The sequence below is a fragment of the Moorena sp. genome (assembly GCF_982860115.1).
The window spans coordinates 1-23,045 of the sequence record NZ_CEYLVT010000010.1 but is presented as its reverse complement, the minus strand read 5'-3'; the positions used below and the strand labels follow the sequence as shown (position 1 = coordinate 23,045).

Below are 23,045 nucleotides of genomic sequence, written 5' to 3'. Positions count from 1 at the left end.
CCTGGTTCCGGCGTGCCGGAGACGAAACCTTAGAAGAGTGGAGCCTTAATCAAAAAGATTAAAACTTGTTACTCATAGCCGACTAACTATAAAGGCTCCACTCTTCTTACGGTAACTTCTAACCCCGCCGTACCGTTCTTTTCTCAAAATGCGATTCTGCTGGGTTCACACACCAACGTTTAATTGATGATTGGGTTTTTAGCGATGCAGCGCGGTCTTGGGGGAAACCCCCAAGACCGCGCTGCATCAAGAAAGGAGGATTTTCCCTACCCTCCGGGCATTTCTACTTTAACGCCCTTGCAGTGGCGGGTCTCTCTCCCGGTTGCGCCAAGGCCAAAGGCCACGCTACGCGAACGGATTCTCAGCCTGTACCCATATCTTCATATTACTATAGCGCGAGGGTATTGTCAACCTTTTGACAAAAATATTTCTAGGCGACTAAAGTCTCTGCGAGCCTACATCCGGTGGTTTAAAAACACGGGGTTTTGGCTTGTGAGAATTTCCATAAGAATTATACAGCGAATGAGTTGGCTTAGTTTTTATGATGTATAATCCTATATTTAGCTACGAGAAATTATCCGAGTCCGTGAATATAACTAAAAGGTAAAAATAATGGAGTGGCAACCACTCCGATGCAAGTTAACATAAGGCTTTTGGGAATACTGTGTAAAGTAAGGAGAGCTCCTATTCCGTCATGACTTACTCCTCATCTCAACGACGCGCCCTAGTAGTCCGTAACGATTTTTCTCCCTTTGGTAATAAACTTATTCAGGCTGGTTACGTTAATGTTGACCAGATGCAGCAAGCTTGGCTGGAAACTCGCAAGTCCGGAAGACCCCTGACGGAAGTCATCGAAGCAATGACCGGACGTCAGTTACCACCTGATTTGATCCGCCAATACAAGAAACAGCAGTTGTTTGAACTGAAAGTTCTGTTTGGTGTTGAGTCTCTAGATCCGGAAATTAGTGATATTTCTACTCAGCAAGTCGGTGGCTTGATCGAAACCCTGATTCCCATTGATATTTGCCGTCGCTATCACCTGCTACCCATATCTAAGCATGAAACTGAGCCACCATCGGTTTTGGTGGCAATGGTTTCTCCTGATGATCTAGAAGCCCAGGATGATTTGAATCGGATTCTACGACCTCAGGGAATCAAGTTGCAACGGATGGTCATCACTAAGGAAGACTATCAGCAAATCATTAGTCAGTATCTTGACGATCAGTTGGCACGGCAAAAGCAACTAGATCAACAAAAATCCGTAGATGTAAAGGAGGATTTAGAGAATTTAGGCTCATTCGATACTTTACAGGATGCCCCAGAGGAAGCAGAAGCAGACCTAGATTCGTCTTTGAATGAGGCAGGGGGGGCTCCGATCATCAACCTGGTCAACAAAATCCTGGCTAAGGCTTTACAAGAAGGGGTTTCTGACATTCACATCGAACCCCAAGAGGAGCAGTTGCGGGTGCGCTATCGCAAAGATGGGGTACTGCGTCAAGCCTTTGATGCCTTACCCCAGCGAATACATACAGCGGTGGCGGCTCGTTTCAAAATCATGGCAGATCTCGACATTGCTGAAAGACGCTTACCCCAAGACGGTAAAATTCGGCGTATGTTCCAGGGGCGCAAAGTTGACTTTCGGGTCAATACCTTGCCCAGTCGTTATGGGGAAAAGGTGGTTCTGCGGATCCTAGATAACGAATCCACCCAGTTGGGGTTGGATAAGTTGATCACAGACCCAGACACCTTAGAATTGGTCAGGGAAATGGCTAAGCGTCCCTTTGGATTAATATTGGTGACCGGTCCAACGGGATCGGGGAAATCAACCAGCTTGTATTCAATTCTGGCAGAACGTAATGATCCTGGGGTGAATATTAGTACTGCAGAAGACCCGATTGAGTATTCGTTACCTGGGATTACCCAAGTGCAAGTTATTCGGGAAAAAGGCATGGATTTTGCCTCAATTCTACGAGCCTTTCTGCGCCAAGACCCGGACGTGATTCTGGTGGGTGAGACCCGAGACAAAGAAACAGCTAAAACCGCGATTGAAGCAGCTTTGACTGGTCACCTAGTATTGACTACTCTACACACTAATGATGCGGCTGGTGCGATCGCTCGTTTAGATGAAATGGGTGTTGAACCCTTCATGGTTTCCGGTGCCTTGCTGGGAGTGTTGGCTCAACGATTGATGCGGCGTGTTTGTTCTAATTGCCGCATTTCTTACCAACCAAGTTCTGCAGAACTAGCGCGCTATGGTCTGTCAGCTTCTAGAGATGGCGAGATTACCGTCTATCGCGCCAATACCCTAACACCGGAGGAAATTGCTGAAGCTAGGACACAAGGTACACTCTGTAAAACCTGTAATGGTATTGGTTACAAAGGACGGGTTGGTGTTTATGAAGTGATGCGCATCACTGAGAACCTGCAAGGCTTAATCAACCAAGGGGCTCCCACGGAGAGGATTAAGGAAGCTGCTGTAGAGGAAGGGATGATCACGATATTAGCCTATAGCTTGAATTTGGTACAGCAAGGTTATACCACCTTTGAAGAAGTGGAACGAGTAACCTTTACTGATTCCGGCTTAGAGACAGAAATGAAAGCTAAGCGCAAGAGTTCTCTAACCTGTACCACTTGCTCAGCTCAATTGCAGCCGGAGTGGCTAGACTGTCCTTACTGTATGACACCGCGTTTCCAAAATTAATTTAGTTATTAGTTTCTTGTTAATTTTAAAGTAAAAATTAACAATTGGCTATTTTATTTTCACTCAGGTCTAATCAATAACTACTACTGAGGTTTTTAAGGGAGACAACATTATGGAACTAATGATTGAAGACTTGATGGAGCAGATGATCGAGATGGGGGGGTCAGATATGCACATCCAAGCGGGTGCGCCAGTCTACTTCCGCGTCAGTGGTAAACTCCAACCCATCGATGACGAAGCCTTGAACCCTCAAGCCTGTCAGCGATTGATTTTCAGTATGCTTAACAATTCACAGCGTAAGGAATTGGAGCAAAACTGGGAACTTGATTGTTCCTATGGTGTCAAGGGGTTGGCTCGTTTCCGTGTCAATGTTTACAAAGAACGGGGTTGCTATGCGGCTTGCTTGAGGGCGTTGTCTTCCAAGATTCCTAATTTTGACAAATTGGGTTTACCGGATGTGGTGCGGTCGATGAGTGAACGACCAAGGGGAATGATATTGGTCACCGGACCGACTGGTTCTGGGAAAACTACTACCCTAGCAGCCATGATTGATTTAATTAACCGCACAAGGGCAGAACATATTCTGACAGTGGAAGACCCGATAGAATATGTGTTTCCTAACATCAAGAGCTTGATTCACCAACGTCAAAAAGGTGAAGATACTAAGACCTTTGCCAATGCTCTGAAGGGGGCACTGCGGGAAGACCCGGATGTGATTTTGGTGGGTGAAATGCGGGATATGGAAACTATTGGTCTCGCTATTTCCGCAGCTGAAACTGGTCACTTGGTATTTGGAACACTACACACTAACTCAGCTGCTCAAACCGTAGACCGGATCATTGATGTGTTTCCATTTGGACAGCAAGCTCAAATACGAGCTCAGCTGTCTAACTCTTTGATTGCAGTATTTAGTCAATGTCTAGTACCGAAGAAAAATCCTAAACCCGGTGAGTTTGGTCGGACGATGGCTCAGGAAATCATGGTAGTGACACCTGCTATTTCTAACCTGATCCGGGAAGGAAAAACGTCTCAAGTCTACTCTGCTATCCAAACCGGTGTGAAATTGGGAATGCAGACCCTGGAACAAGCTTTAGCGGGTCAGGTGAAATCTGGCTTGATCTCTTTGGAAGCAGGACTTAGTAAAAGTTCTAAACCGGATGAATTGCAACGTATCGTTGCTGGTTCTGCAGGGATGAATTCTAAGGGCGGTAGAGCAAAGGCGACCCGCTAGTCTAGAGAAAGGACCGACTGCTACCATCAAACTTTCCATTAGACTTAATCTAGAAAAAAGCCATGCCTACTTTTATTGCTAAAGTTCGGGACAAATCAGGCAAATCCAAAAAAGAAAAAATTGACGCTGCTACTCCTGAACAAGCCCGCACCATGCTAGAACATCGGTATGATGCTGTTGGCAGCGTCAAGAAAAGCATAGATATTGACTTTAGCCTATCAGGCCTTTCTGAAAAATTTACCAATGTCACGATCAAAGACAAAGCAGTCTTTTCTCGTCAGTTTGCCGCTATGGTTAATGCTGGTGTGGCTATCGTCCGATGTCTTGGGGTATTAGGGGAACAGTGTTCTAATCCTAAGCTGAAAAAGGCGTTGATGAACATCAGTACCGAGGTTCAACAAGGAACTAATCTATCGGAAGCCATGCGTAACCATCCAGATTGTTTTGATGATCTTTATGTGAGTATGGTTCAGGCTGGGGAGGTTGGGGGTGTACTTGATGAAGTGCTCAACCGATTAGCTAAGCTGCTCGAAGATATGAATCGCCTGCAAAACCAAATCAAATCAGCTATGGCTTACCCTAGTGTGGTAGGATTTTTAGCCCTACTGGTTTTTCTGGCAATGACAATGTTTCTGATCCCAATCTTTGCTGGAATATTCCAAGATTTAGGAACAGAATTGCCACTTTTAACCCGATTTATGCTATGGTTGAGCGGTATACTCAGAAGTTGGAAAGTTCTGATTCCTATTGTTGTTGTAGCTGCTTTATATACAGCTTTCAAGTATTACTACAAAACCCCCATGGGTAAGTTGCAAATTGATGGTTTGCAGTTGAAAATGCCTCTGTTTGGTGAGTTGAATGAAAAAGGCTCCGTAGCTCGGTTTTGCCGAGTCTTTGGCTCCTTAACTCGTTCGGGAGTACCGATCCTGAATTCCTTAGATATTGTCAGAGATACAGCGGGTAACCAGGTAATTTCTAATGCTATTAATTCAGCTAAAAATGAGATTCAACAGGGTGGGATGATTAGTCTGGCTTTACAACGAGAAAACATTTTTCCTCCTTTAGCAATTCAAATGATTAGTATTGGTGAAGAGACGGGTGAGTTGGATTCTATGGTGATGAAAGTTGCTGACTTCTATGAAGATGAAGTGGAGCAAGCGGTTAAAGCACTAACTAGTATCTTGGAACCAATTATGATTGTGGTTTTGGGAGGCATGGTTGGTGTGATCTTGATATCTATGTATCTACCAATGTTTAAAGTGTTTGAAACTATGGGCTAATTCGATGCCTGTTCAGAAATCTGATTACGAAGCTTGGCTAGCAGAGTATAGTAACCATGATGGTGCGATCGCACTCCTGAAATCCTATCGACCTTACCTGGAAATGATTCCTAGTATGCGCCGACCTTATGAGAGTGTGATCACCATTCCCTTGCCAGTGGTGAGAATTCGCCACTCGCCATCCTCCTTAGGGCATAAAAGTGTCAGCCATGGCACGATCACCGAAACTGTAGCTTTACCCTGTGATCTAGCTATGGTAATGTGCGATCCCGAATGGAAAATCAAGATGGAGATAGAGATTGTTCTATTCATCCATCGTCCCCATGAAGACTTCTCTGACTTGCTCAGTCGCTGGCGTCAGACCCAAGTGTTACTAGACAAAGACTATGAATGGCTAATGCCTCCTGGCTATCAACACATTCTCAGTGATGGCGTAAATCGTATCTATCCCTTGTTTGTGGTTTTCCCAGAGACACCCCAACGGATTCAGCGAGGTTTACTAGGGGCTAGTCTACCATTTGTGCTACAAACGACCGATGCGATTAATCTGGAACAGGAGGAAACATCCAGCTTAGTTGAAGAGGGTAAGCAGATGGGGAGATGGGGAGATAGGGAGATGGGGAAATGGGGAGATGGGGAAATGGGGAAATAGGGAGATTTTGATCAATGTTAGTTATCCCAACATCCTATTATAGCGTTTTTAATACCTATAGACAGAATAGAGGTGGTGCGTTACGGGGCGGACTATCCCAACCTGGGCGTTGAGGCGGAAAATCATAGCAAGTCCGCCCCTAACGCACCCTACGCACGATTCCCGATTCCCGATTCCCGATTCCCGATTCCCGATTCCCGATTCCCTACTCCCTAAAACCGACTATTTCACAAACTGGGGCATGACTTCAGCAGCAGTCAATAGACCATAAATCCCTTTGTGATGTAGGGAAACTCCTGCTTTTAGATAGCCAAAGGCGGGACCACAAACATTAGCAGCCATGCTGGTTTCATCACCAAGGGTAAAGGTGTGAGTGGAAATCTTACCTTCAAAGGTGCGACCGGTGATTTGGACATTGGTACTGAGGGGTTTTTTAGGATTGCGGGTATCAACGACACCACCAACAGAAACGCGATCGCGTGAGCAAATCCCTGCTAGTTCCAGCATCACATCATCAGCGTGTTCCATATTCTCTAGGCTGATGATGCCTTTGGTTTCATCTAATAAGGCTTCGACTTCAGCATCACTCATGGCTTTGGCTCGTTCTACATCATAACCGGGAAGGTGAGCAATATCTTCTCGAATGGTGGCTCGATAGGCTTCCCAGTTAGCAATCCCTACCCCAAAGGTAATCTTGACACTGTGAATCTCGGCATAGCTTTGAGATGCGATCGCAGCAGCAGCGGTCAATAGTCCTGGTGTAGCACCGCAGCCAGTCATATAGGTAATTCCAGCGGCTTGCAATTCATCTTGGAGTTGCAACAGTTGTTCTAGAGCACTAGTGCGCTTGAGAGCATCTACTAACACTCCCTGCCAACCCGATTGAATAAATTGCTTAACCACCGATGCCATAAAAGTATTCGGTAAATTTGGCAGTGCTAGGAAATATCCATCTACTGTCGCGTTTTGGATTAAGTCTTCGATACTGTTGCTACTTAAGGTGCCACCTGGTTCTAGATAACCTAAAGAACCTTGAGATTGGTAGGTCTGGATACAACGCTCAGGATTTAGCCCAGCCGCGTCATACGCATAACCTTTACGGTCAGCTGCTGCTACCCAAAGCATTTCTCCCTTAGGAGCTAACACTCTGGTAGCCGCTTGACCTAATCCCCCAAAGCCTAAAACCCCTACTCTGATTCGCTCTAATCCATTGGGATTGGCGGTTTTGGGGTTATTTACACCTCTGACTTGCGTTTCACTCATAACTTTATAGACTGTTTAGCCGAACTGTCATAATTCATACTTCATACTTGATAGTTTGCCCAGTCCCCTATATTCTCTAGATTTTGTTAACAAACCATTTTTGGGTTATACCACCCCTTGACTATTCCCTAAAGTTACGAGAAACTTACAAAATATTAAAGTAAACACTCGATTTACTATAAACTTATGTTAATGTTGTTTGCGCCATGATCTAAATTATTATCATTTGATTAGTGACCAGCTATAGCACTGGTCAGTGATCAGTGATATAGCGCTACGCGCAAGGCAATAGGCAAGAGGCAATAGGCAATAGTTTAGTAGAACTACTTTTGCTGCTTGTATCAATGTCAAACACCTTAATGCGTAGTGTGATATCAATCCGGGATTACATACTCCTGGACAGGTGCAACAACCGGTGCCACAACCTCTAAATAGGCATAAACCGAGCACTAAGGCGACTATGGAAACATTAGAGTTTGTCATTTATCCAGATGGTCGAGTCCAGGAAAAAGTCACTGGGATCATCGGAGCCTCTTGCGCAGAGGTAACAGCTGCTATTGAAGCTCAGCTAGGACGAGTCGTATCTGTTGAGAAAACATCAGATTACTTCGACCAAAAGCTTGAACTGTCCGCAACAGCGACAACTCAAGCTACGGTTAGCCATTGGTAAATTTGTGTTCCAGTTAGTAAATTCGTTTAATTACCAAACATGTCTCATTTCAGCACTATCAAAACCCAAATCCGTAACCGTTCATCCTTAGAAACTGCTTTAAGTGACTTAGGGATTGATTGGCAATCTGGTCCTAGCTCTGTGCGCGGTTATCAAGGTCAAACTCGCACTGCTGAAGTAGTGATTGAGCAAGAGAATGACTACGACATCGGTTTTAGTTGGAATGGTAACGCCTACGAACTTGTTGCTGATTTTCAGTATTGGCAACAGCCTTGGTCTGTAGATGGTTTCCTACAACGGGTAACCCAGCGTTACGCTTACAACACAGTAATTAAGGAAACTGCTAAGCAAGGCTTTGAGGTTGCTGAGCAACAAGATAATAAAGATGGTTCAATTCGTTTAGTGGTACAACGCTGGAGCGCGTAATGTCTGAGTTCTCACCGACGCCAGAGCGTTCGGGTTTAGAACCAGAGTTAGGGGGTGTCTTTCGAGATGCTCCAGAGCGGTCTGGTTTTGAGCCAGAGCTAGGGGGTATTCTGCGACAAAAAGGTGTTTACGTTGATGAAATTACCTGCATTGGCTGTAAACACTGCGCCCACGTCGCTCGAAATACGTTTTATATGGAAGCCGACCACGGTAGATCCCGGGTTTTTCGGCAAGATGGCGACCCAGAAGACGTGATACAAGAAGCGATAGACACTTGTCCAGTAGATTGTATCCACTGGGTTGATTACACTAAGCTTAAAAATCTAGAACAAGAGCGACAATATCAGGTAATTCCTAGAGCAGGATTGCCCATTGACCGGAGTATTGTTGCTGCCAAAATTAAGGAAAGGAAGCTGGCAAGGAAGCGTAGGAAAAAAAGGTAAGCATTCAGCTATCAGCCATCAGCTTTCAGCTTTTAATATTACCAAATCCTCGATGGCTTAGAGCTGTTGAGGGTTTTATGTTGTTTGATCGCAATGGTTGGATTTTAGGAAGTAGGGAGCAGGGAGCAGGGAGCAGGGAGCAGGGAAAATGCGATGCGTGAGCATTGAGCCACTACGCGATTGACCTTTGGTCACGCTATGCGATCGCGTCCTTCAAAACTAATTCCATTAGTAGCATGATCAGCGCGTTTCTCTTAGTTATGAGGTATAATCAAGGTTTGGATACTTCTACTTACTTTCCACCCTTACCACCCTTTTAACGCTCCCTGCTCCCTACGTAAGCTATCAGCTTATCGGTCACAGCGTCCAAGCCTGTGCCACAATCAAGCCTGTGCCACGAGGTTTATTTTAAGTAAGCTGACCGCTGACAGCTGACGCCTGAAGGTAAGAATTCAGTTAATTGGCTACCGCAATTTGAGAGCGTACTCGTAAACAGCCATCGCTGGCTTGACAGGTCTCCTCAGTTTTACAATTAGGATTGCCTTCGCTTTTACCTAAAGACGGCAACACTAGATTCTGGTCAGGTTCCTGGGCAATGAATTCTTTGATCATACCGGTTTGAAACACTAAGGCCAGAGTTGATCCACCATAACTAAAGTATCCCAGTTCCTCACCTTTTGCTAAGGATTGACCTACTTTAACATTGATTGTAATTGAGGAAATTTCTGTGATCCCAATCGGTAAAACCGCTACTTTACCAATTGTGGGATTTTCAATCACGATTAACCCCCGGGTATTAACCATAGCTTGGTAGCCTTGAGATAAAGTTCCCGCAGTTATATCGAATCCTTCTGAGCGTAATTCGCTGAAGGTCAAGCCTTGAATCACACGGGCTTCTAGAACAGTACCACTAATTGGTGCGTGCCAACGATGGTAGTCAGAGCCATCAAGAAATGACTGTAGAACATCACCCTCAATGAAACTTTCTATGTATGGGCTACCCTGGAGCATATCAATCAGGGAATACTCCTGACCTTTGCTCCAAAACCTGTCGCATAACTTGACATTACAAGCAATTCGATAAACAGTACCGTCATTAGGTGATACAATTACTGTGTCATCATCCGGGCTATCAACAGGTCGGTATGTATCGAGGTCTAACTCCCGGTGGAAAAAGTCATTATAGGACTTGAACCCCCAGTAGGGCATATCGGGGTTATCTTTATTGGCATAGTTTACGCACTGTTCAAGGCACAACTCATTTTGGGCTTCTAGAGACAGCCAACCATCTGAAGCTTCAAGGTCTTGGTTTGGGTTGAGAACTGTTCTGGAATCCGGAGAGTCTAGATAATCACACCACCCTTGCAGCACGGCTGTCAACAGAACATTAAATTCTTTGAGGCGAAATAAGGTCGCCCCAGAAGGAGCGTACATAAAAAACACGAACAGCTTGGACATCGGAAAGTGCTGTCCTTTATACTCAGGTGCTCGTTGAATCACGTAGTTGATACATACCAGCCATTGTTCAACTGTTGTAAAGCTGGGCTCTACACCCAAGTACTCAATCACCCCCTCAATGAATTCTTCGATCATCATGCTGGCATACATACGGGCAATAGCATCATTAGTATGACAGCTGAGATAATCAGACAAAGCCCGCACTGAAGGTCGTAAGGGTTCGGGGTTCTCTTCTGCTAACTGTAGAACCTCCCGTTGCCAGTCGATAATCTCAATAGCCTGATCCCGGTCGTCTGAAGTGAGTTCTCCACCATGGCGTACTGCAGCAGCAACACGCAGGATCTGTAAGATATTGATCATCTAGATACTCCCTGAAATCACAAATTTGTGAAGCTCTAGCTCCGATAGTGAGTCTAGGGACAGTTGCCGTCTATGTCAACTCTGAGACGAGCACCTCTGGGTTAAAATAACCTTTAAATTTTAACGCTGAGGGGGTGATAACTCCGTGAGGTCTTTAGGGAAAGGTGAAATGCGATCGCGTCCTTCAAAACTGATTCCATTAGTAGGATGATCAGCAATGCGATAGACCTTTGGTCACGCTACACGATCGCATCCAACAACAACAATACCTTAAAAATGGAAAATATATTATTATAGCACAGCAATATCTTTATTTGTAATAATATCAAAAATTCTTTGGCTCTCTTTCTTACTACTCCCGACTCCCGACTCCCGACTCCCGATTCCCTATTGCCGTCCTACCACCAAATCCCACAGAGCATCAATACCTCTGCCCACATAGTCGGAATCTTGGTGTTGTTCAATCCATTCAATCACGGTAGGGAGCACATGATTAGATGTTTTGCCCAATTTGCCCAAGGCATCGGCTGCATTCCCACGCACAAAAGACGTATCATCCTTTAGTAGTGGTAGTAGGGCGTTGAGTACGGTTTCTGAGCCATTTCCCAATTTGCCCAAGGCTTCGGCTGCTCTCCCACGGACACCAGAATCATCATTCTGAAGCTGTGCTAGGAGGGATTTGACTACGGTTTCTGAGCTGTTTCCCAATCTGCCTAAGGCTATGGCTGCATCCCCACAGACAGAAGACTCATGATCCATTAGCCGTGCTAGGAGGGTGCTGACTACAGTTTCTGAGTTGTTGCCCAAATTGCCCAAGGCTGTCGCTGCATTCCCACGCACAAAAGAATCATCATCTTGAAGCAGTGCTAGGAGGGCGCTGACTACGGGTTCTGAGCTGTTGTCCAAATTGCCCAAGGCTGTCGCTGCATTCCCACGCACAAAAGAATCATCATCTTGAAGCAGTGCTAGGAGGGTGCTGATTACAGTTTCTGAGGTGTTGCCCAAATCTACCAAAGTTTTGGCTGCATCCCCACGCACATCAGAATCATCATCCTGAAGCAGTGCTAGAAGGGTGCTCACTACAGTTTCTGAACTGTTGCCCAATTTGACCAAGGCATCGGCTGCTCTGACACGCACAGAAGACTCATGATCCATTAGCCGTTCTAGAAGAGCGCTGAGTACAGTTTCTGAGTTGTTTCCCAATCTGCCCAAGACATCAGCTGCATTTCCACGCACATAATAGTCATCATAGTCATCATTCTTAAGCATTACTAGGAGGGCGTTGACTAAGGTTTCTGAATTGTTTCCCAATATGTCCAAGACACCCACACCCAATTCACAAAGACGCACAAAATAATAGGGAAAGTGAAATGGTGCTAGGAGGCCTTTGACCACGTCTTCTAAGTTGTTGCCAAATTTGCCCAAGGCATAGCCTGCGATCAGACGCACATAAACCTTCTCATGCTCAATCAGTTCTAGCAGGCCGTTAAGCAAGGGTTCTGAGCTGTTGCCCAAATTGATCAGGGCTTCGGCTGCCCTCGAATGCACTAGAAGATGGCTATCCTGAAGCCGTGCCAGCCATGTTGTAATTAGCTGATCCTTTTCCCCTAACTCGCCTCGATAGTTGAGCAATCGTTCTTCATCAATTAAATTTGATTGCTCTTTCAACAATTCCAATACCTGTGCTTGAAAATCCGTTTCATAGAAACTACAAATTATTTGATCAATCTGCTCGTAAACCCTCTCCCCAACCCGCTCCTCACTACTCACCTCCAACTCAACCAACCGCTCTAAAATCTCTTGCACTAAGGCACGATCAGCACCTCGCAAATTCTTCGGGTCTTCTGCCAAACAATTACCAGCAAATAACAAATCCCGATGTAACCATTGCTCATAGTTACTATTATTAGTCAATACTGCCCGAATCGCCTTCGCCGCATTTTTCGGTTTTTGTTGTGCTATCAACAATAATAACACTTCGCGCCAGTGGGAGTCATGTAAATGCTCTTTAATATGATTCAAAACAATTCCAAAATCATACTCATTTTCTGCTTGATAGTTAATCTCTTCAGCACACAAGTATTCTTGAAACGTCTTATGGACAAACCCATAACAATCTTGCCCCTGCTCATTCAATAAACCCGTGCGATCGCGAATCAAGGTTACAAATGCTTCTGCTTCTTCTTTAGCTTGATATAACTGTACTTGCTTCAAGGTTTTAATCTCTTTACTCAACTGAGCAATCAAATCTTTTTTATTAATAATGGTGCCGCCTTCGTTATCGTCACTATTTCCTTGGCTATGAATCCAATAAGCCAACAATTCCATCAATCGGCGCAAATCATACAAATCTAGATACTTAAATATTAATCTATAACGGATTTCCTTCTTAGCATCCCAAGAGGTTAACAAGGTTTTGACGGCACAATTATAAAGCTCAAACCGTTCTTTGGGCAATACCGCTTGATACCGATGGATTAATGCAATAATTGTCAACAATAAGGGATTCCGTGCCAACAAGGTAATCCGGTCATTATCATTCAGCGCCTTTCGTAAACTATGCTTCCACCTTTCCGCTTCTGCTTTGTCTTGAAAACGACTGTTATACCAGTTATCAATAAAAGCTGAAATCTTCTGGTCATCAAAGGGTTGAATTTGATAGTGGGGAAATTCCTCAGTGCGGAAAAAGTCGCGCCGATAACCAGCAGGGCGAGATGTAATAATAGCGCGATTTCTATCAAACTGTCCTAAAAAATTCTCGATGCGCTTGACTACATCATGGCGTTTAGCCTCATCTGCTACTTCATCCAAACCATCCAGCAATATCAACGCTCTACCATCAGACAACCAATGCTCAAAAAATCCCACTGGTAACGGTTTCACTGACATGGTCTTTTCCGCAAATATCCGAGCATAGTCGATCACGCTTTTATCGAGATGTCTGGCAAAATCTCGCATCCTGATTAAAATCGGTAGCCAGTCGGTATCACGATCTAATCCTAAAACCTCAGGATTTTGCTGAGCTAACATTACCGCAAAATAGCTCATCAAGGTGGTTTTACCGGAGCCTGGCGCACCCAAGATTACTACTCGTCTCGACTGATTTTGATTCAATAACTGCTGAGCTAATAATTTTCGGCCAGTTGTCTTTTCCAATAGTAGCCTTTCCGGTTTTTCTCCACTACCAGCTGCTAACAACTCCTGCTCCCAAGCGCCAGCAGTTGATACGTCTTCCACTACATCTGGCATTACAAAAATCTGAGCTAACTTCTCCGATTTTTCTACTTCTTGCCCAGGTACAGCAATGCCAGCAAATTTGACATCATCAAACCAGTTAGCTAACTGTTGATTATAATCCCCTTTAGCTACCTGAAATTTTATATAAGTATCCGTGTGCTGAAAATACGCATTAATAAATGTCTCTATCCAAGGCTTGAGACTGTCTTGATTTAGTTTAATAGTCTTGGCGTCAGCTTCTTGTTGAAATACGGTGCTTAAAATCTCCCGGTCTGGCTTCCCTTGATTAAGTAACGGTTTCTGTAATTCCGCCACAACAGCAGAATGAGTAAAATAGTCGTTCAAAAACCGATTAACTCCCTTCCAGCCATCCGGGGGAGCGTGAAAAAATAAGCGCTGTTGATTATCCAGTTGTTTGTCCCATTCATCAACCGCTTCTGCTCCCGCTTTAATGGCTTTTTCGATATCGCTTTTACTCAGAGATTTAATTATATGCTTCCCTGCTTGTCCCGCAATAATACCTAACAACGGTGACGCTACTTTCGATAGTTCTAAACTAGCCAAAAGGGACAATACTGCCATAATTTATAGGTAATTATGTTCGATAGGTTTAATTATAGCAATTTAGGAAGCAGGGAGCAGGGAGCAGGGAGCAGGGAGCAGGGAGTAGGGAGCAGGGAGCAGGGAGCAGGGAGCAGGTAAAAAATACTAGGTATTTCAATACTATTAGTATAAACGATAAGCACCTAAACAAAATTAATTTCCTACTACCAATCTCTGTAACCCTTACATTGTAAGGCTTTGAGGTTTGAAAAATGTGTAATTAATTTTGTGCACCTGCTTAGAATTTAGAATTTAGAATTTAGAATTTAGAATTGATAAAAAAATATGATGCTCTGAAATAGGCGCTATGGATTCGCCTTAGGCTACGCTACGCGATCGCTAATTAAAAACATCAGTAAAAAAACAAAAATACTAATCTATTTTTTTTTATATATACCCCATTACGAAAAATAAATATCACAAAAAAAACAAAAATACTTGACAAGATAAATAATTATTATTACCATAAAAATGTCACAAATACAACAGCAAAAAAAATTATGGACATCGAAAACTTTCTCCCAAATTTTGAGTATAATCCCAACAATCCTAATCTCCCTGAATTATTTGGCCAACCTCAGCCAGGACGGGAGCAAATCAAACATGTATTGATCGGTTCTCCCAAAACTGTGCGGGTCACAATCTATAATCTTTATAGCCGTGGCTACGCCCAAGTTCATGAGTGGAGCACTCCTCAACCTGTCGGAAATTCTGGTGAGGTGATCAGTATTTTGATTCGACATCTGTTGGTAGATTAAGATAGCAAGTTGCCAGGGATTTGAATCCCTGGCCACAGGTCAAAAACTGAGGAGAAAGTACGACGTCTGAATTCTAAAATCTAAGTTAGTATGTTGTTGATTTGGTGAACACATAGTCAAGGATCCTAGGGTTCTTGACTATTACAAGAAAAAATTCGGTCAAGGATTGGAATTAACCAGAACTTGACCGAATTTTTTTTATTTTGATTAGGGAATCGGGGAGATGTTGCGTAGGGTGTGTTAGGGGCGGGCTTAGTTTGATGTTCAACTTCTTCGCGGCTAAAGTCGCCCCGTAACGCACCAACCAAAGACTTGCGACAATGCAATAGTTTTTCTAACCTTCCACACTTACAACCCTTTACACCCTTTCGATACCTTTGCATCTTTTCGGAAATCGTGTTAATATAACAATATCGTTAAAGCAATGGTTTTACCGCCATGATGATTTCTACCGCACAAGCTGCTGAATTACTAGGTATCTCTGCCACTCGCGTCCGTTTCCTGTTGAGCAAGGGCAGAGTCAAAGGAGCTTATAAGGTCGGTAGAACTTGGGTGATTCCCTTATTTGATGGCATGCCAGTAGTTACCCCTGGCACTCGCGGACCGAAGCGGAATTGGTCAAAGCGTACAAATTATACGAAGGCGGTCATCCACGTTAATCAGAAAGTGATTCGCCAAAATCTCAAGACCGGCGAACGCAATCCAGTGATTACCGTCAAACGTGGCTCTAAAAACACTTACGGTCACACTGTGGAAGTCAATGGCCCTTGTCGGGTCATGTATCGCCCAGATAATCCCCTACATTGTGGAGCACGGGTATGGATTGAGACGATTTCTGATTTTAAGGTAATTGCCTAAGCGGTCAGCGGTCAGTGGTCAGCGGTCAGCGATCACCCATTGGCCAGAAGCTGATAGCTGATAGCTGATAGCTGATAGCTGATAGCTGATAGCTGATTAAAAATAGCTAGTAACTGTTCGCGTAGCGTGCGCGTAGCGCTTAAGCTGATAGACTTTATATTAATGGATAGAGTTGTGGTCAGTCAGTAGTTTTTCAACTCTAGCTTCTTCAACTTTGGAGGTTAATTTTTTCGATTCATGGATATCTCTTGTGGTTTTCGCGATGTTGATGCTAGAACCAACAGAGAAGGCTAAACCCATGCCTAAGTAACCTTTAATCCAGTTATCTCCTGGCAAATTCGCAATGCCAATACCCATGGCAAAAACAGAAATAACAAAAGATGCCCAAGATTGAATTACCCAACCTGTACTATGGCTTTGGTTACTAAATCTTTCTTGCATTTTACTAAACCTTTAAGCGCAATAATATTAATCAATTTAATTTTGATGATACAAAGCCTATTGTCTGGTAAGTTGAGAGCAATGACGGTTTTTTGATCGGCATACAATAGCATTTATAGCGCTACGGGTAAGGCAAGATGCAAGAGCCATGTAGGTAAAATAGGTGGATACAGAGCAGGAGCTTAGTCAACAAAAGATTTAGTTTACAAAAACCAACGACTGGCAATAGCCACTACTAGTGGCGTAGAAGCGATCATTGTCTGGATCTCTGATCAACTACCCCGCCCTACTTCTATGGAGCACGGGTATGGATTGAGACGATTTCTGATTTTAAGGTGAGCTGATCGGGGGTGTGGGAAGTGTGGTTGGTTTGGGACGAGAAGAAGAAAGAACAGGAGAGTTTAGCTTACAGAGGTAAGTTTTTCGTATTTAGCGATTTCATTTTCATTGGAGAGAGCGAAATTATCTAGAGAAACCTTTGCTGAATAAACAATCCCATCCCGCTTGTACACAATTAATAGGCTATTTGCGTTGATAACCTTGTAACCCAAAAATCTATCTACTCCAGTTATAACTTCCTGATAGTCATTACCATTGTAATGGGTAAATGCTATTGTCATACCATTCTCGTTTGTTAATCTTCCATCACCATTAGTATCTTGTTTCATAAGCTGGTATAAAACGGCGCGAACTTGTGATATAGATTCACCAGTATTATTTGTATTATTAGTTTCTGAAATGAACCTAAAGCTCTTAATTAAATAGTCATTATTAGCAAAGAGCCATTTACTTGTACCTGTTTCACTATCCAAAAACAAATAGTTTATAGTTGAACTTGTAGATTTAGCAGAATAGGATTGGGTATAGTACAGCTGTAGCATTATATAGGTTGTGCCATCAACTTCTATAAAATCACCGATTTGCAACTTTTGAAACTTTTTTTGAGACTTTGATCTATCGTTATGATTGACATTAACAACGTTAATAGTCCGCCGGTTTCTCCTAGTAATTTTGACTATTCTATGCATAGCAACAGAAGCCAAAGAAGCGAAAGCTGCTGGTATTGCCAGCAATCCGGCAACCAGAATAAGAATCGCATTAAAGCGCCACACAAAAATAAAAAATTGATTGTCTTCCATGTTTATTGACTGTTGACGGTTAATGGTTAACGGTTGACGGTTGACGGTTGACTATTGACGCTTGACTATTGCTCTGAGGAATAACAGTCAATATGAGGTAAAATTAGGTAATATTATTAAACTATTGAATTTTCGGGGGATACTATGATCTCTGCAGCGATCGCTTACTTTGGACTTCTAGCTGGTGCCACTGTTGTGGCTCTGACTCTATTTTTTGGACTTAGAGCAGTTAAGTTGATCTAACTACTCTTGTTTCCAAGATCATCAAGGCAGTATGGCGAGTTAAAACATTTAATTGTTTTGACTATCGCCGCCTACTATAGCGCTATACATAAAACTCTATCGTTATCAAGTTTTAATTAGCAAACTCTACTTATAACTATCTATAATTAGCCATATCGTAAGCTATCAGCTATCAGCTGACTGCTGACTGCTGACTGCTGACTGCTGATGACTGAATACTTACCCATATCAACTTTCTAAGCCAAACACGCTTCAATTGTTGCTACCACCGACTGAGCTAGAGCAGTGAGTTCATACCCGCCCTCTAAACCAAAAACAATCCGACGAGTTAGTTGCAGACAATAGTTGGTAAATAACCCATAATCTTCTGGCTGCAACGCAATATTTGCCAAGGGATCGGCGGCATTAGCGTCATAACCAGCACTGACAATCAATAAATCTGGCTGAAATTTGGTTAAACATGGCATCACTTTCTCTTCAAACATCGGCTGGTAATCTGCTAAGGTGCTGCCTGGTGCCATGGGAAGATTGAGGACATTATTGTGAAACCCCTGTTCACTGGCTTGGCCTGTACCAGGATAGCAAGGGGATTGATGAAGGGAGATGTAGGCAATGCGAGCATCTCGTTCCACAACATCTTGAGTGCCATTGCCGTGATGAACATCCCAGTCTAGGATGGCAACTCGTTCGACTCCCGATTGCTCTAAGGCATAGTAGGCTGCGATCGCAGCATTGGAAAATAAGCAAAACCCCATCCCTCTCTGACGTTCAGCATGATGACCAGGGGGACGGGCTAGAACGAAGGCTGAATTATTGGTAGTGAGGACTTGATCTACCGCATCTAGCCAAGCACTAACGGCGAGTAGGGCAACGTCGTAACTGCGGGGGGATATCCCTGTGTCCGCATCTAACCTGCCACCATTACTCAAGGCGATTTCTTCAACTGTCTCAATGTAGCGCTGGCTATGAATTTGTTGTACTAGGGGCATCACTCGACGAGTTTCCACCGCTGTCGGTAACTGCCACTTAATTTGGTCAGCCCAAGGTGCAGCTTTGATGGCATCCACAATGGCAGTTAAACGTTCTGGTCGTTCTGGGTGAAACCGACCGTTATCGTGTTCAAGAAACTCATCGGAGTAAATGACAGGCAACATAGTATAGCACGATTCAGCCAAAATGATGGAAAAACGTTTCAGAGCAAGGTACTTGTGAATAAATTAACCTGGCTGATTACTTCATCAGGTGATCCCTAAACATACCAAACACGACACCAAAGCCGATTATAGCTAGAGCGAGGGAGACAGGGATTAAATCTGGTCTCAAAACGAAGGCAAAAATAGCTAAGCCGATCAAAACATAGGATAGTTTCATCAAAAACTCCTTAGTTGTTGGGAACCTCTGACGTTTTGTCAGGGTAGGAAAACAACCTGGTGGTATGAACCGCCAGTCAACATGAACAAGAACAGGTTAATTTTCTAAGCTACCCTAGGAAATTTTCTGTCTTTTTCCCATAATTTTTGCACAAGAAGCGCGAATCTGCTCGTTGTCTAAGCCTTGCCTGTGGTTCTGTTAGCGGCTATAGTCTAGATTTTGTGTTAAAATTTAAAAATAACCAGCCAAATTTGAAAAAAAAACGTGTTAAAAGCCTCTTTTAAGAGATTTTAACCGATTTATTTAGCAAAATCCTCGATAATAAGGGAGTTTGTCCAACTATGAGTACATCCCAAGAACGCATTGTCCCGACAAATTTGCGGAACGAAATGTCCCGGTCTTACTTAGAATACGCTATGAGCGTTATTGTAGGTCGGGCATTACCAGATGCCAGGGATGGGCTCAAGCCAGTACACCGAAGAATTCTCTATGCCATGCATGAGCTGGGATTAAGCCCAGACCGTCCATTCCGGAAATGCGCTCGTGTGGTAGGGGAAGTGTTGGGTAAGTATCATCCCCATGGGGATACTGCTGTTTATGACGCTTTGGTGCGCATGGCTCAGGATTTCTCCATGCGATCGCCTCTAATTAATGGTCATGGAAATTTTGGCTCCGTAGACAACGACCCCCCAGCGGCAATGCGTTACACAGAGTGCCGCTTGCAAGCGATCGCTACCAATGCCCTACTCCGGGACATTGAGTCAGAAACTGTAGACTTCGTTGATAACTTTGACGGTTCCCAACAAGAACCGACTGTCTTACCGGCACGGATTCCCCAATTACTACTCAACGGCTCATCGGGGATTGCTGTGGGTATGGCAACCAATATCCCCCCTCATAACCTGGGAGAGTTGGTGGATGGCTTAGTTGGCCTGATCCATAATCCCGAAATCACTGATAAGGAGTTACGGCGGTATATCCCTGGTCCAGATTTCCCCACTGGGGCACAGATTTTAGGCACATCGGGTATTAAAGATGCTTACACGAGTGGTAGGGGTTCTATCACCATGCGAGGTGTGGCAGAAATTGAAACGATTGGGCAACGAGGTCGTCCAGACAAGGAAGCCATTATTATTACTGAGCTACCTTACCAAACCAATAAGGCAAGCTTAATCGAAAAAATTGCTGAATTGGTTAATGATAAGCGCATTGATGGCATTTCCGATATTCGGGATGAAAGCGATCGCAATGGCATGCGCATCGTAATCGAACTAAAGCGCGATGCTTATCCCAAAGTTGTCCTGAATAATCTGTACAAGCAAACCCCCCTCCAAACCAATTTTGGAGCAAATATGCTAGCCCTGGTGGGCAATGAACCCCAGTTGCTGACCATAAAGCAGTTCTTAAACGTTTTCCTGGATTTCCGCATTGAAACCATTACCCGACGGACTCAATATCAATTGCGCAAAGCTGAGGAACGGGATCATTTACTGCAAGGGTTACTAATTGCCCTAGATAGCTTAGATGCTGTGATTGCGGTGATTCGGGGGGCGGCGGATACGACTACAGCACGAGGACAATTAGTTACAGAATTTAGTCTATCTGAAGCCCAAGCTGATGCTATTTTGCAAATGCAGCTGCGCCGTCTGACTGCTTTGGAAGCCCAAAAGATTCAAGCTGAGCATGAGGAATTACAAGTTCGGATTGCCGATTTAAGGGATATCCTAGCTCGCCGAAGTCGCATCCTGGAGATTATTGAAACTGAAGCCCAGCAACTGAAACAGAGCTTTGCCACACCACGCCGCACACAAATTCAACAGGTTGAAGGGGAACTAGATGATACTGACCTGATTGCTAATGAAAAAGCTGTGATTCTGCTGACTGAGCAAGGGTATATCAAACGCATGCCTGTGGATGAGTTTAGAGCTCAAGCTCGGGCAACTCGTGGTAAAGCTGCTGCCAGGATCAAAGATGATGATGAGGTAGAGCATTTCTTCACTTGCTGCGACCACGATAGCATTTTATTTTTTAGCGATCGCGGTGTAGTCTACTCTCTGCGTGCCTACCAAATCCCCGCTGCATCTCGCACCGCCAGGGGGGTACCGATTGTGCAGATGTTACCCATTCCCCACGAAGAAAAAATTACATCTATTGTACCAGTATCTGAATTTACGGATGATGAATATCTAGTCATGTTAACCCATAAGGGTTACATCAAGAAAACTGCTCTAGATGCTTTCAGCAAAATTCGGGCGAATGGATTAATTGCTATTTCCCTCGGGGAAGGAGACCAGTTGCGGTGGGTACTTCGTGCTAGGCAAGAAGACAGCATCATAATTGGGTCTCGTCATGGCATGGCAATTCACTTCAAGTGTGACAATGATCAACTCCGCCCCCTCGGTCGTGCGACCAGAGGAGTTAAGGCTATGAAACTCAAGGGTGATGATGAATTAATCGGTATGGATATTTTGTCCGGTCAAATCATCGCTAGTCTAGCTGCTACTGAGGATTCAGAGGAAGAGACAGAAGACCTTAGTGATTCTGAGATGGTGGAAACAGCGGCTCAGGGTCCTTGGGTATTAATTGTCACCATGGGAGGCTATGGCAAGCGAGTACCGGTATCCCAATTCCGGCTACAAAACCGTGCGGGTATGGGAGTTCGCTCAACCAAATTCCGTTTACCCAAAGACCAACTGGCAGCCCTACAGGTAGTTAATGAAGGGGATGAATTGATGATAGTCACTAGTCGAGGGATTATCATTCGTCAAGCTGTTGATGCTATTTCTCCCCAATCCCGGATGGCAACTGGGGTCAGAGTGCAAAAGTTAGATGATGAAGATGCGATCGCAGCGGTTGCTTTAGTACCTATCTCAGATCAAGAGCAAGAAATGGAAGAGCCGGAAATCGAAGAGCCACAAACCGAAGAGCCACAAACCGAAGAGCAGCAAGAGTCAGTAGATTCAGAAAAATAGGCCACTAGAAATAAACCTACAATAGGTTTTTGTTGACGGTTGACGGTTAACCGTCAACAAAACCCACCTTAACTACACTAATAAACCAGTGCTCTAGGAGGCAAATCAAATGATTCAAACTGCCAAAAAGTTTTACACATTTGAAGAGTATCTTTCCTACCATGATGACACTGACAATAAGTATGAGCTTGTTAATGGAGAGCTTATTGCTATGCCACCTGCTAGTGGACTACATGCCCTGATTATGCTTTTTTTATTCAAGCAATTTGATAGAGAAATTGAGAGGGTTAGTTTAGATTGGGTGGTTATGCCTGGTAATCTTGGGGTTCGCATAGCTGAGAATAAATCTAGAATTCCTGATTTAGTCATTATCTCAGAAAGTCAGCGGCAAGCTATCCGTTCCATGTCATCAGCGGTGCTGGAATCAGCACCACTACTAGCAGTAGAAATTGTCAGTGCAGGTAATCCCCAAGATGATTACCGCTACAAGCGTTCTGAATACGCAGTCCGGGAAGTGCCTGAATATTGGATTGTTGATCCAATGAAGTCTAAGGTTTCGGTTTTGCGTTTAGTTGATGGATTTTATGATTTGACAGAATTTACAGGAAATCAAAAGATTGAATCACCAACATTTCCCGAGTTAGCTTTGACAGTTGAACAAGTCTTGCTAGCTTAGACTAATTGTTAATCACTAATTGTTAATGATGAAGTATTAAACTCATATCTTGCACCAAGTTTAAAGTTTATCTGTTTTTATATCAATTATAGGTTGACATATCAACTAAAATTCTAGATAGATATATAGCGTTTATCATAGCTATGAGGTACACATTATTTTTTACCTCTTCCCACTTCCGACTTCCCTCTTTCCTGCTCCCTGGTCTCTGCTCCCTAAAACCTAAAACCTAAAACCTAAAACCTAAAACCTAAAACCTAAAA

The 23,045-nt window shown here is 43.8% G+C and carries 20 protein-coding genes; 13 read left to right on the top strand and 7 right to left on the bottom strand.

Annotation, left to right across the window (positions count from 1 at the left end):
• The first annotated feature begins 694 nt into the window (after positions 1 to 694).
• From AC4II3_RS03220 to AC4II3_RS03200, 5 genes are all read left to right on the top strand, one after another.
• Entirely contained in the window at positions 695 to 2,701 is a 2,007-nt protein-coding gene (locus AC4II3_RS03220; RefSeq protein ID WP_488009946.1) for a GspE/PulE family protein, read from the top strand.
• A gap of 112 nt (positions 2,702 to 2,813) precedes the next feature.
• On the top strand, positions 2,814 to 3,932 hold the full coding sequence (locus AC4II3_RS03215) for a type IV pilus twitching motility protein PilT (RefSeq protein ID WP_293112645.1): 1,119 nt from the start codon (positions 2,814 to 2,816) through the stop codon (positions 3,930 to 3,932).
• Between the two features lie 62 nt (positions 3,933 to 3,994).
• A complete protein-coding gene (locus AC4II3_RS03210) occupies positions 3,995 to 5,212 on the top strand; it encodes a type II secretion system F family protein (protein WP_488009948.1) in 1,218 nt (405 codons plus the stop codon).
• 4 nt (positions 5,213 to 5,216) lie between these two features.
• The gene (locus AC4II3_RS03205; RefSeq protein WP_488009950.1) at positions 5,217 to 5,864 is read left to right on the top strand and encodes a hypothetical protein; all 648 of its coding nucleotides are present in this window, start codon (positions 5,217 to 5,219) and stop codon (positions 5,862 to 5,864) included.
• Positions 5,865 to 5,936: 72 nt separating this feature from the next.
• Positions 5,937 to 6,080, top strand: a complete 144-nt coding sequence (locus AC4II3_RS03200) for a hypothetical protein (protein WP_488009952.1) — start codon at positions 5,937 to 5,939, stop codon at positions 6,078 to 6,080.
• A gap of 6 nt (positions 6,081 to 6,086) precedes the next feature.
• On the opposite strand, the gene bioU is transcribed toward AC4II3_RS03200, so the two are convergent.
• Positions 6,087 to 7,127 carry a (S)-8-amino-7-oxononanoate synthase BioU gene (bioU, locus tag AC4II3_RS03195; RefSeq protein ID WP_293080896.1) on the bottom strand — a complete coding sequence of 347 codons (1,041 nt, stop codon included), beginning with the start codon at positions 7,125 to 7,127 and terminating at the stop codon, positions 6,087 to 6,089.
• 460 nt (positions 7,128 to 7,587) lie between these two features.
• Here bioU and AC4II3_RS03190 point away from each other — a divergent pair, with 460 nt between their 5' ends.
• From AC4II3_RS03190 to AC4II3_RS03180, 3 genes are read left to right on the top strand one after another with little or no spacing between them, the layout of a single operon-like run.
• Entirely contained in the window at positions 7,588 to 7,797 is a 210-nt protein-coding gene (locus AC4II3_RS03190) for a DUF2997 domain-containing protein (protein ID WP_071108026.1), read from the top strand.
• Positions 7,798 to 7,836: 39 nt separating this feature from the next.
• Positions 7,837 to 8,223 carry a DUF1257 domain-containing protein gene (locus tag AC4II3_RS03185; protein ID WP_293080899.1) on the top strand — a complete coding sequence of 129 codons (387 nt, stop codon included), beginning with the start codon at positions 7,837 to 7,839 and terminating at the stop codon, positions 8,221 to 8,223.
• On the top strand, positions 8,223 to 8,666 hold the full coding sequence (locus AC4II3_RS03180; protein WP_488009955.1) for a ferredoxin: 444 nt from the start codon (positions 8,223 to 8,225) through the stop codon (positions 8,664 to 8,666). The genes AC4II3_RS03185 and AC4II3_RS03180 overlap by 1 nt, the downstream gene beginning before the upstream one ends.
• A gap of 456 nt (positions 8,667 to 9,122) precedes the next feature.
• Here AC4II3_RS03180 and AC4II3_RS03175 read toward each other — a convergent pair whose 3' ends face one another.
• Together AC4II3_RS03175 and AC4II3_RS03170 are read right to left on the bottom strand one after the other, a co-directional pair.
• On the bottom strand, positions 9,123 to 10,484 hold the full coding sequence (locus tag AC4II3_RS03175; protein WP_488009957.1) for a phophatidylserine decarboxylase associated domain-containing protein: 1,362 nt from the start codon (positions 10,482 to 10,484) through the stop codon (positions 9,123 to 9,125).
• A 387-nt stretch (positions 10,485 to 10,871) separates the two neighbouring features.
• Positions 10,872 to 14,303 (bottom strand): HEAT repeat domain-containing protein, encoded by a 3,432-nt coding sequence (locus AC4II3_RS03170; RefSeq protein WP_488029157.1) that lies wholly within the window; start codon positions 14,301 to 14,303, stop codon positions 10,872 to 10,874.
• Positions 14,304 to 14,824: 521 nt separating this feature from the next.
• Between AC4II3_RS03170 and AC4II3_RS03165 the strand changes: the two genes are divergently transcribed.
• Positions 14,825 to 15,082 carry a hypothetical protein gene (locus tag AC4II3_RS03165; protein ID WP_488029156.1) on the top strand — a complete coding sequence of 86 codons (258 nt, stop codon included), beginning with the start codon at positions 14,825 to 14,827 and terminating at the stop codon, positions 15,080 to 15,082.
• Between the two features lie 438 nt (positions 15,083 to 15,520).
• Positions 15,521 to 15,940, top strand: a complete 420-nt coding sequence (locus tag AC4II3_RS03160; RefSeq protein ID WP_293117132.1) for a helix-turn-helix domain-containing protein — start codon at positions 15,521 to 15,523, stop codon at positions 15,938 to 15,940.
• Between the two features lie 159 nt (positions 15,941 to 16,099).
• On the opposite strand, the gene AC4II3_RS03155 is transcribed toward AC4II3_RS03160, so the two are convergent.
• The gene (locus tag AC4II3_RS03155; protein WP_488009964.1) at positions 16,100 to 16,381 is read right to left on the bottom strand and encodes a YiaA/YiaB family inner membrane protein; all 282 of its coding nucleotides are present in this window, start codon (positions 16,379 to 16,381) and stop codon (positions 16,100 to 16,102) included.
• Positions 16,382 to 16,782: 401 nt separating this feature from the next.
• Positions 16,783 to 17,520, bottom strand: coding sequence for a hypothetical protein (locus tag AC4II3_RS03150; RefSeq protein WP_488009966.1), 738 nt, complete (start codon positions 17,518 to 17,520; stop codon positions 16,783 to 16,785).
• 144 nt (positions 17,521 to 17,664) lie between these two features.
• Between AC4II3_RS03150 and petL the strand changes: the two genes are divergently transcribed.
• Positions 17,665 to 17,763, top strand: a complete 99-nt coding sequence (gene petL / locus AC4II3_RS03145) for a cytochrome b6-f complex subunit PetL (RefSeq protein WP_070395182.1) — start codon at positions 17,665 to 17,667, stop codon at positions 17,761 to 17,763.
• Between the two features lie 236 nt (positions 17,764 to 17,999).
• Here the strand turns inward: petL and AC4II3_RS03140 are convergent, their stop codons facing one another.
• Complete coding sequence (locus AC4II3_RS03140; RefSeq protein ID WP_488009968.1) at positions 18,000 to 18,917, bottom strand: histone deacetylase family protein; 918 nt, start codon at positions 18,915 to 18,917, stop codon at positions 18,000 to 18,002.
• A 76-nt stretch (positions 18,918 to 18,993) separates the two neighbouring features.
• Positions 18,994 to 19,134 (bottom strand): hypothetical protein, encoded by a 141-nt coding sequence (locus AC4II3_RS03135; RefSeq protein ID WP_488009970.1) that lies wholly within the window; start codon positions 19,132 to 19,134, stop codon positions 18,994 to 18,996.
• 341 nt (positions 19,135 to 19,475) lie between these two features.
• On the opposite strand from AC4II3_RS03135, the gene gyrA reads away from it, so the two are divergent.
• A complete protein-coding gene (gene gyrA / locus AC4II3_RS03130; RefSeq protein ID WP_488009972.1) occupies positions 19,476 to 22,106 on the top strand; it encodes a DNA gyrase subunit A in 2,631 nt (876 codons plus the stop codon).
• A 109-nt stretch (positions 22,107 to 22,215) separates the two neighbouring features.
• Positions 22,216 to 22,782: a Uma2 family endonuclease gene (locus AC4II3_RS03125; protein WP_488009974.1), complete on the top strand. Its 567-nt coding sequence runs from the start codon at positions 22,216 to 22,218 to the stop codon at positions 22,780 to 22,782.
• Positions 22,783 to 23,045 lie beyond the last annotated feature (263 nt).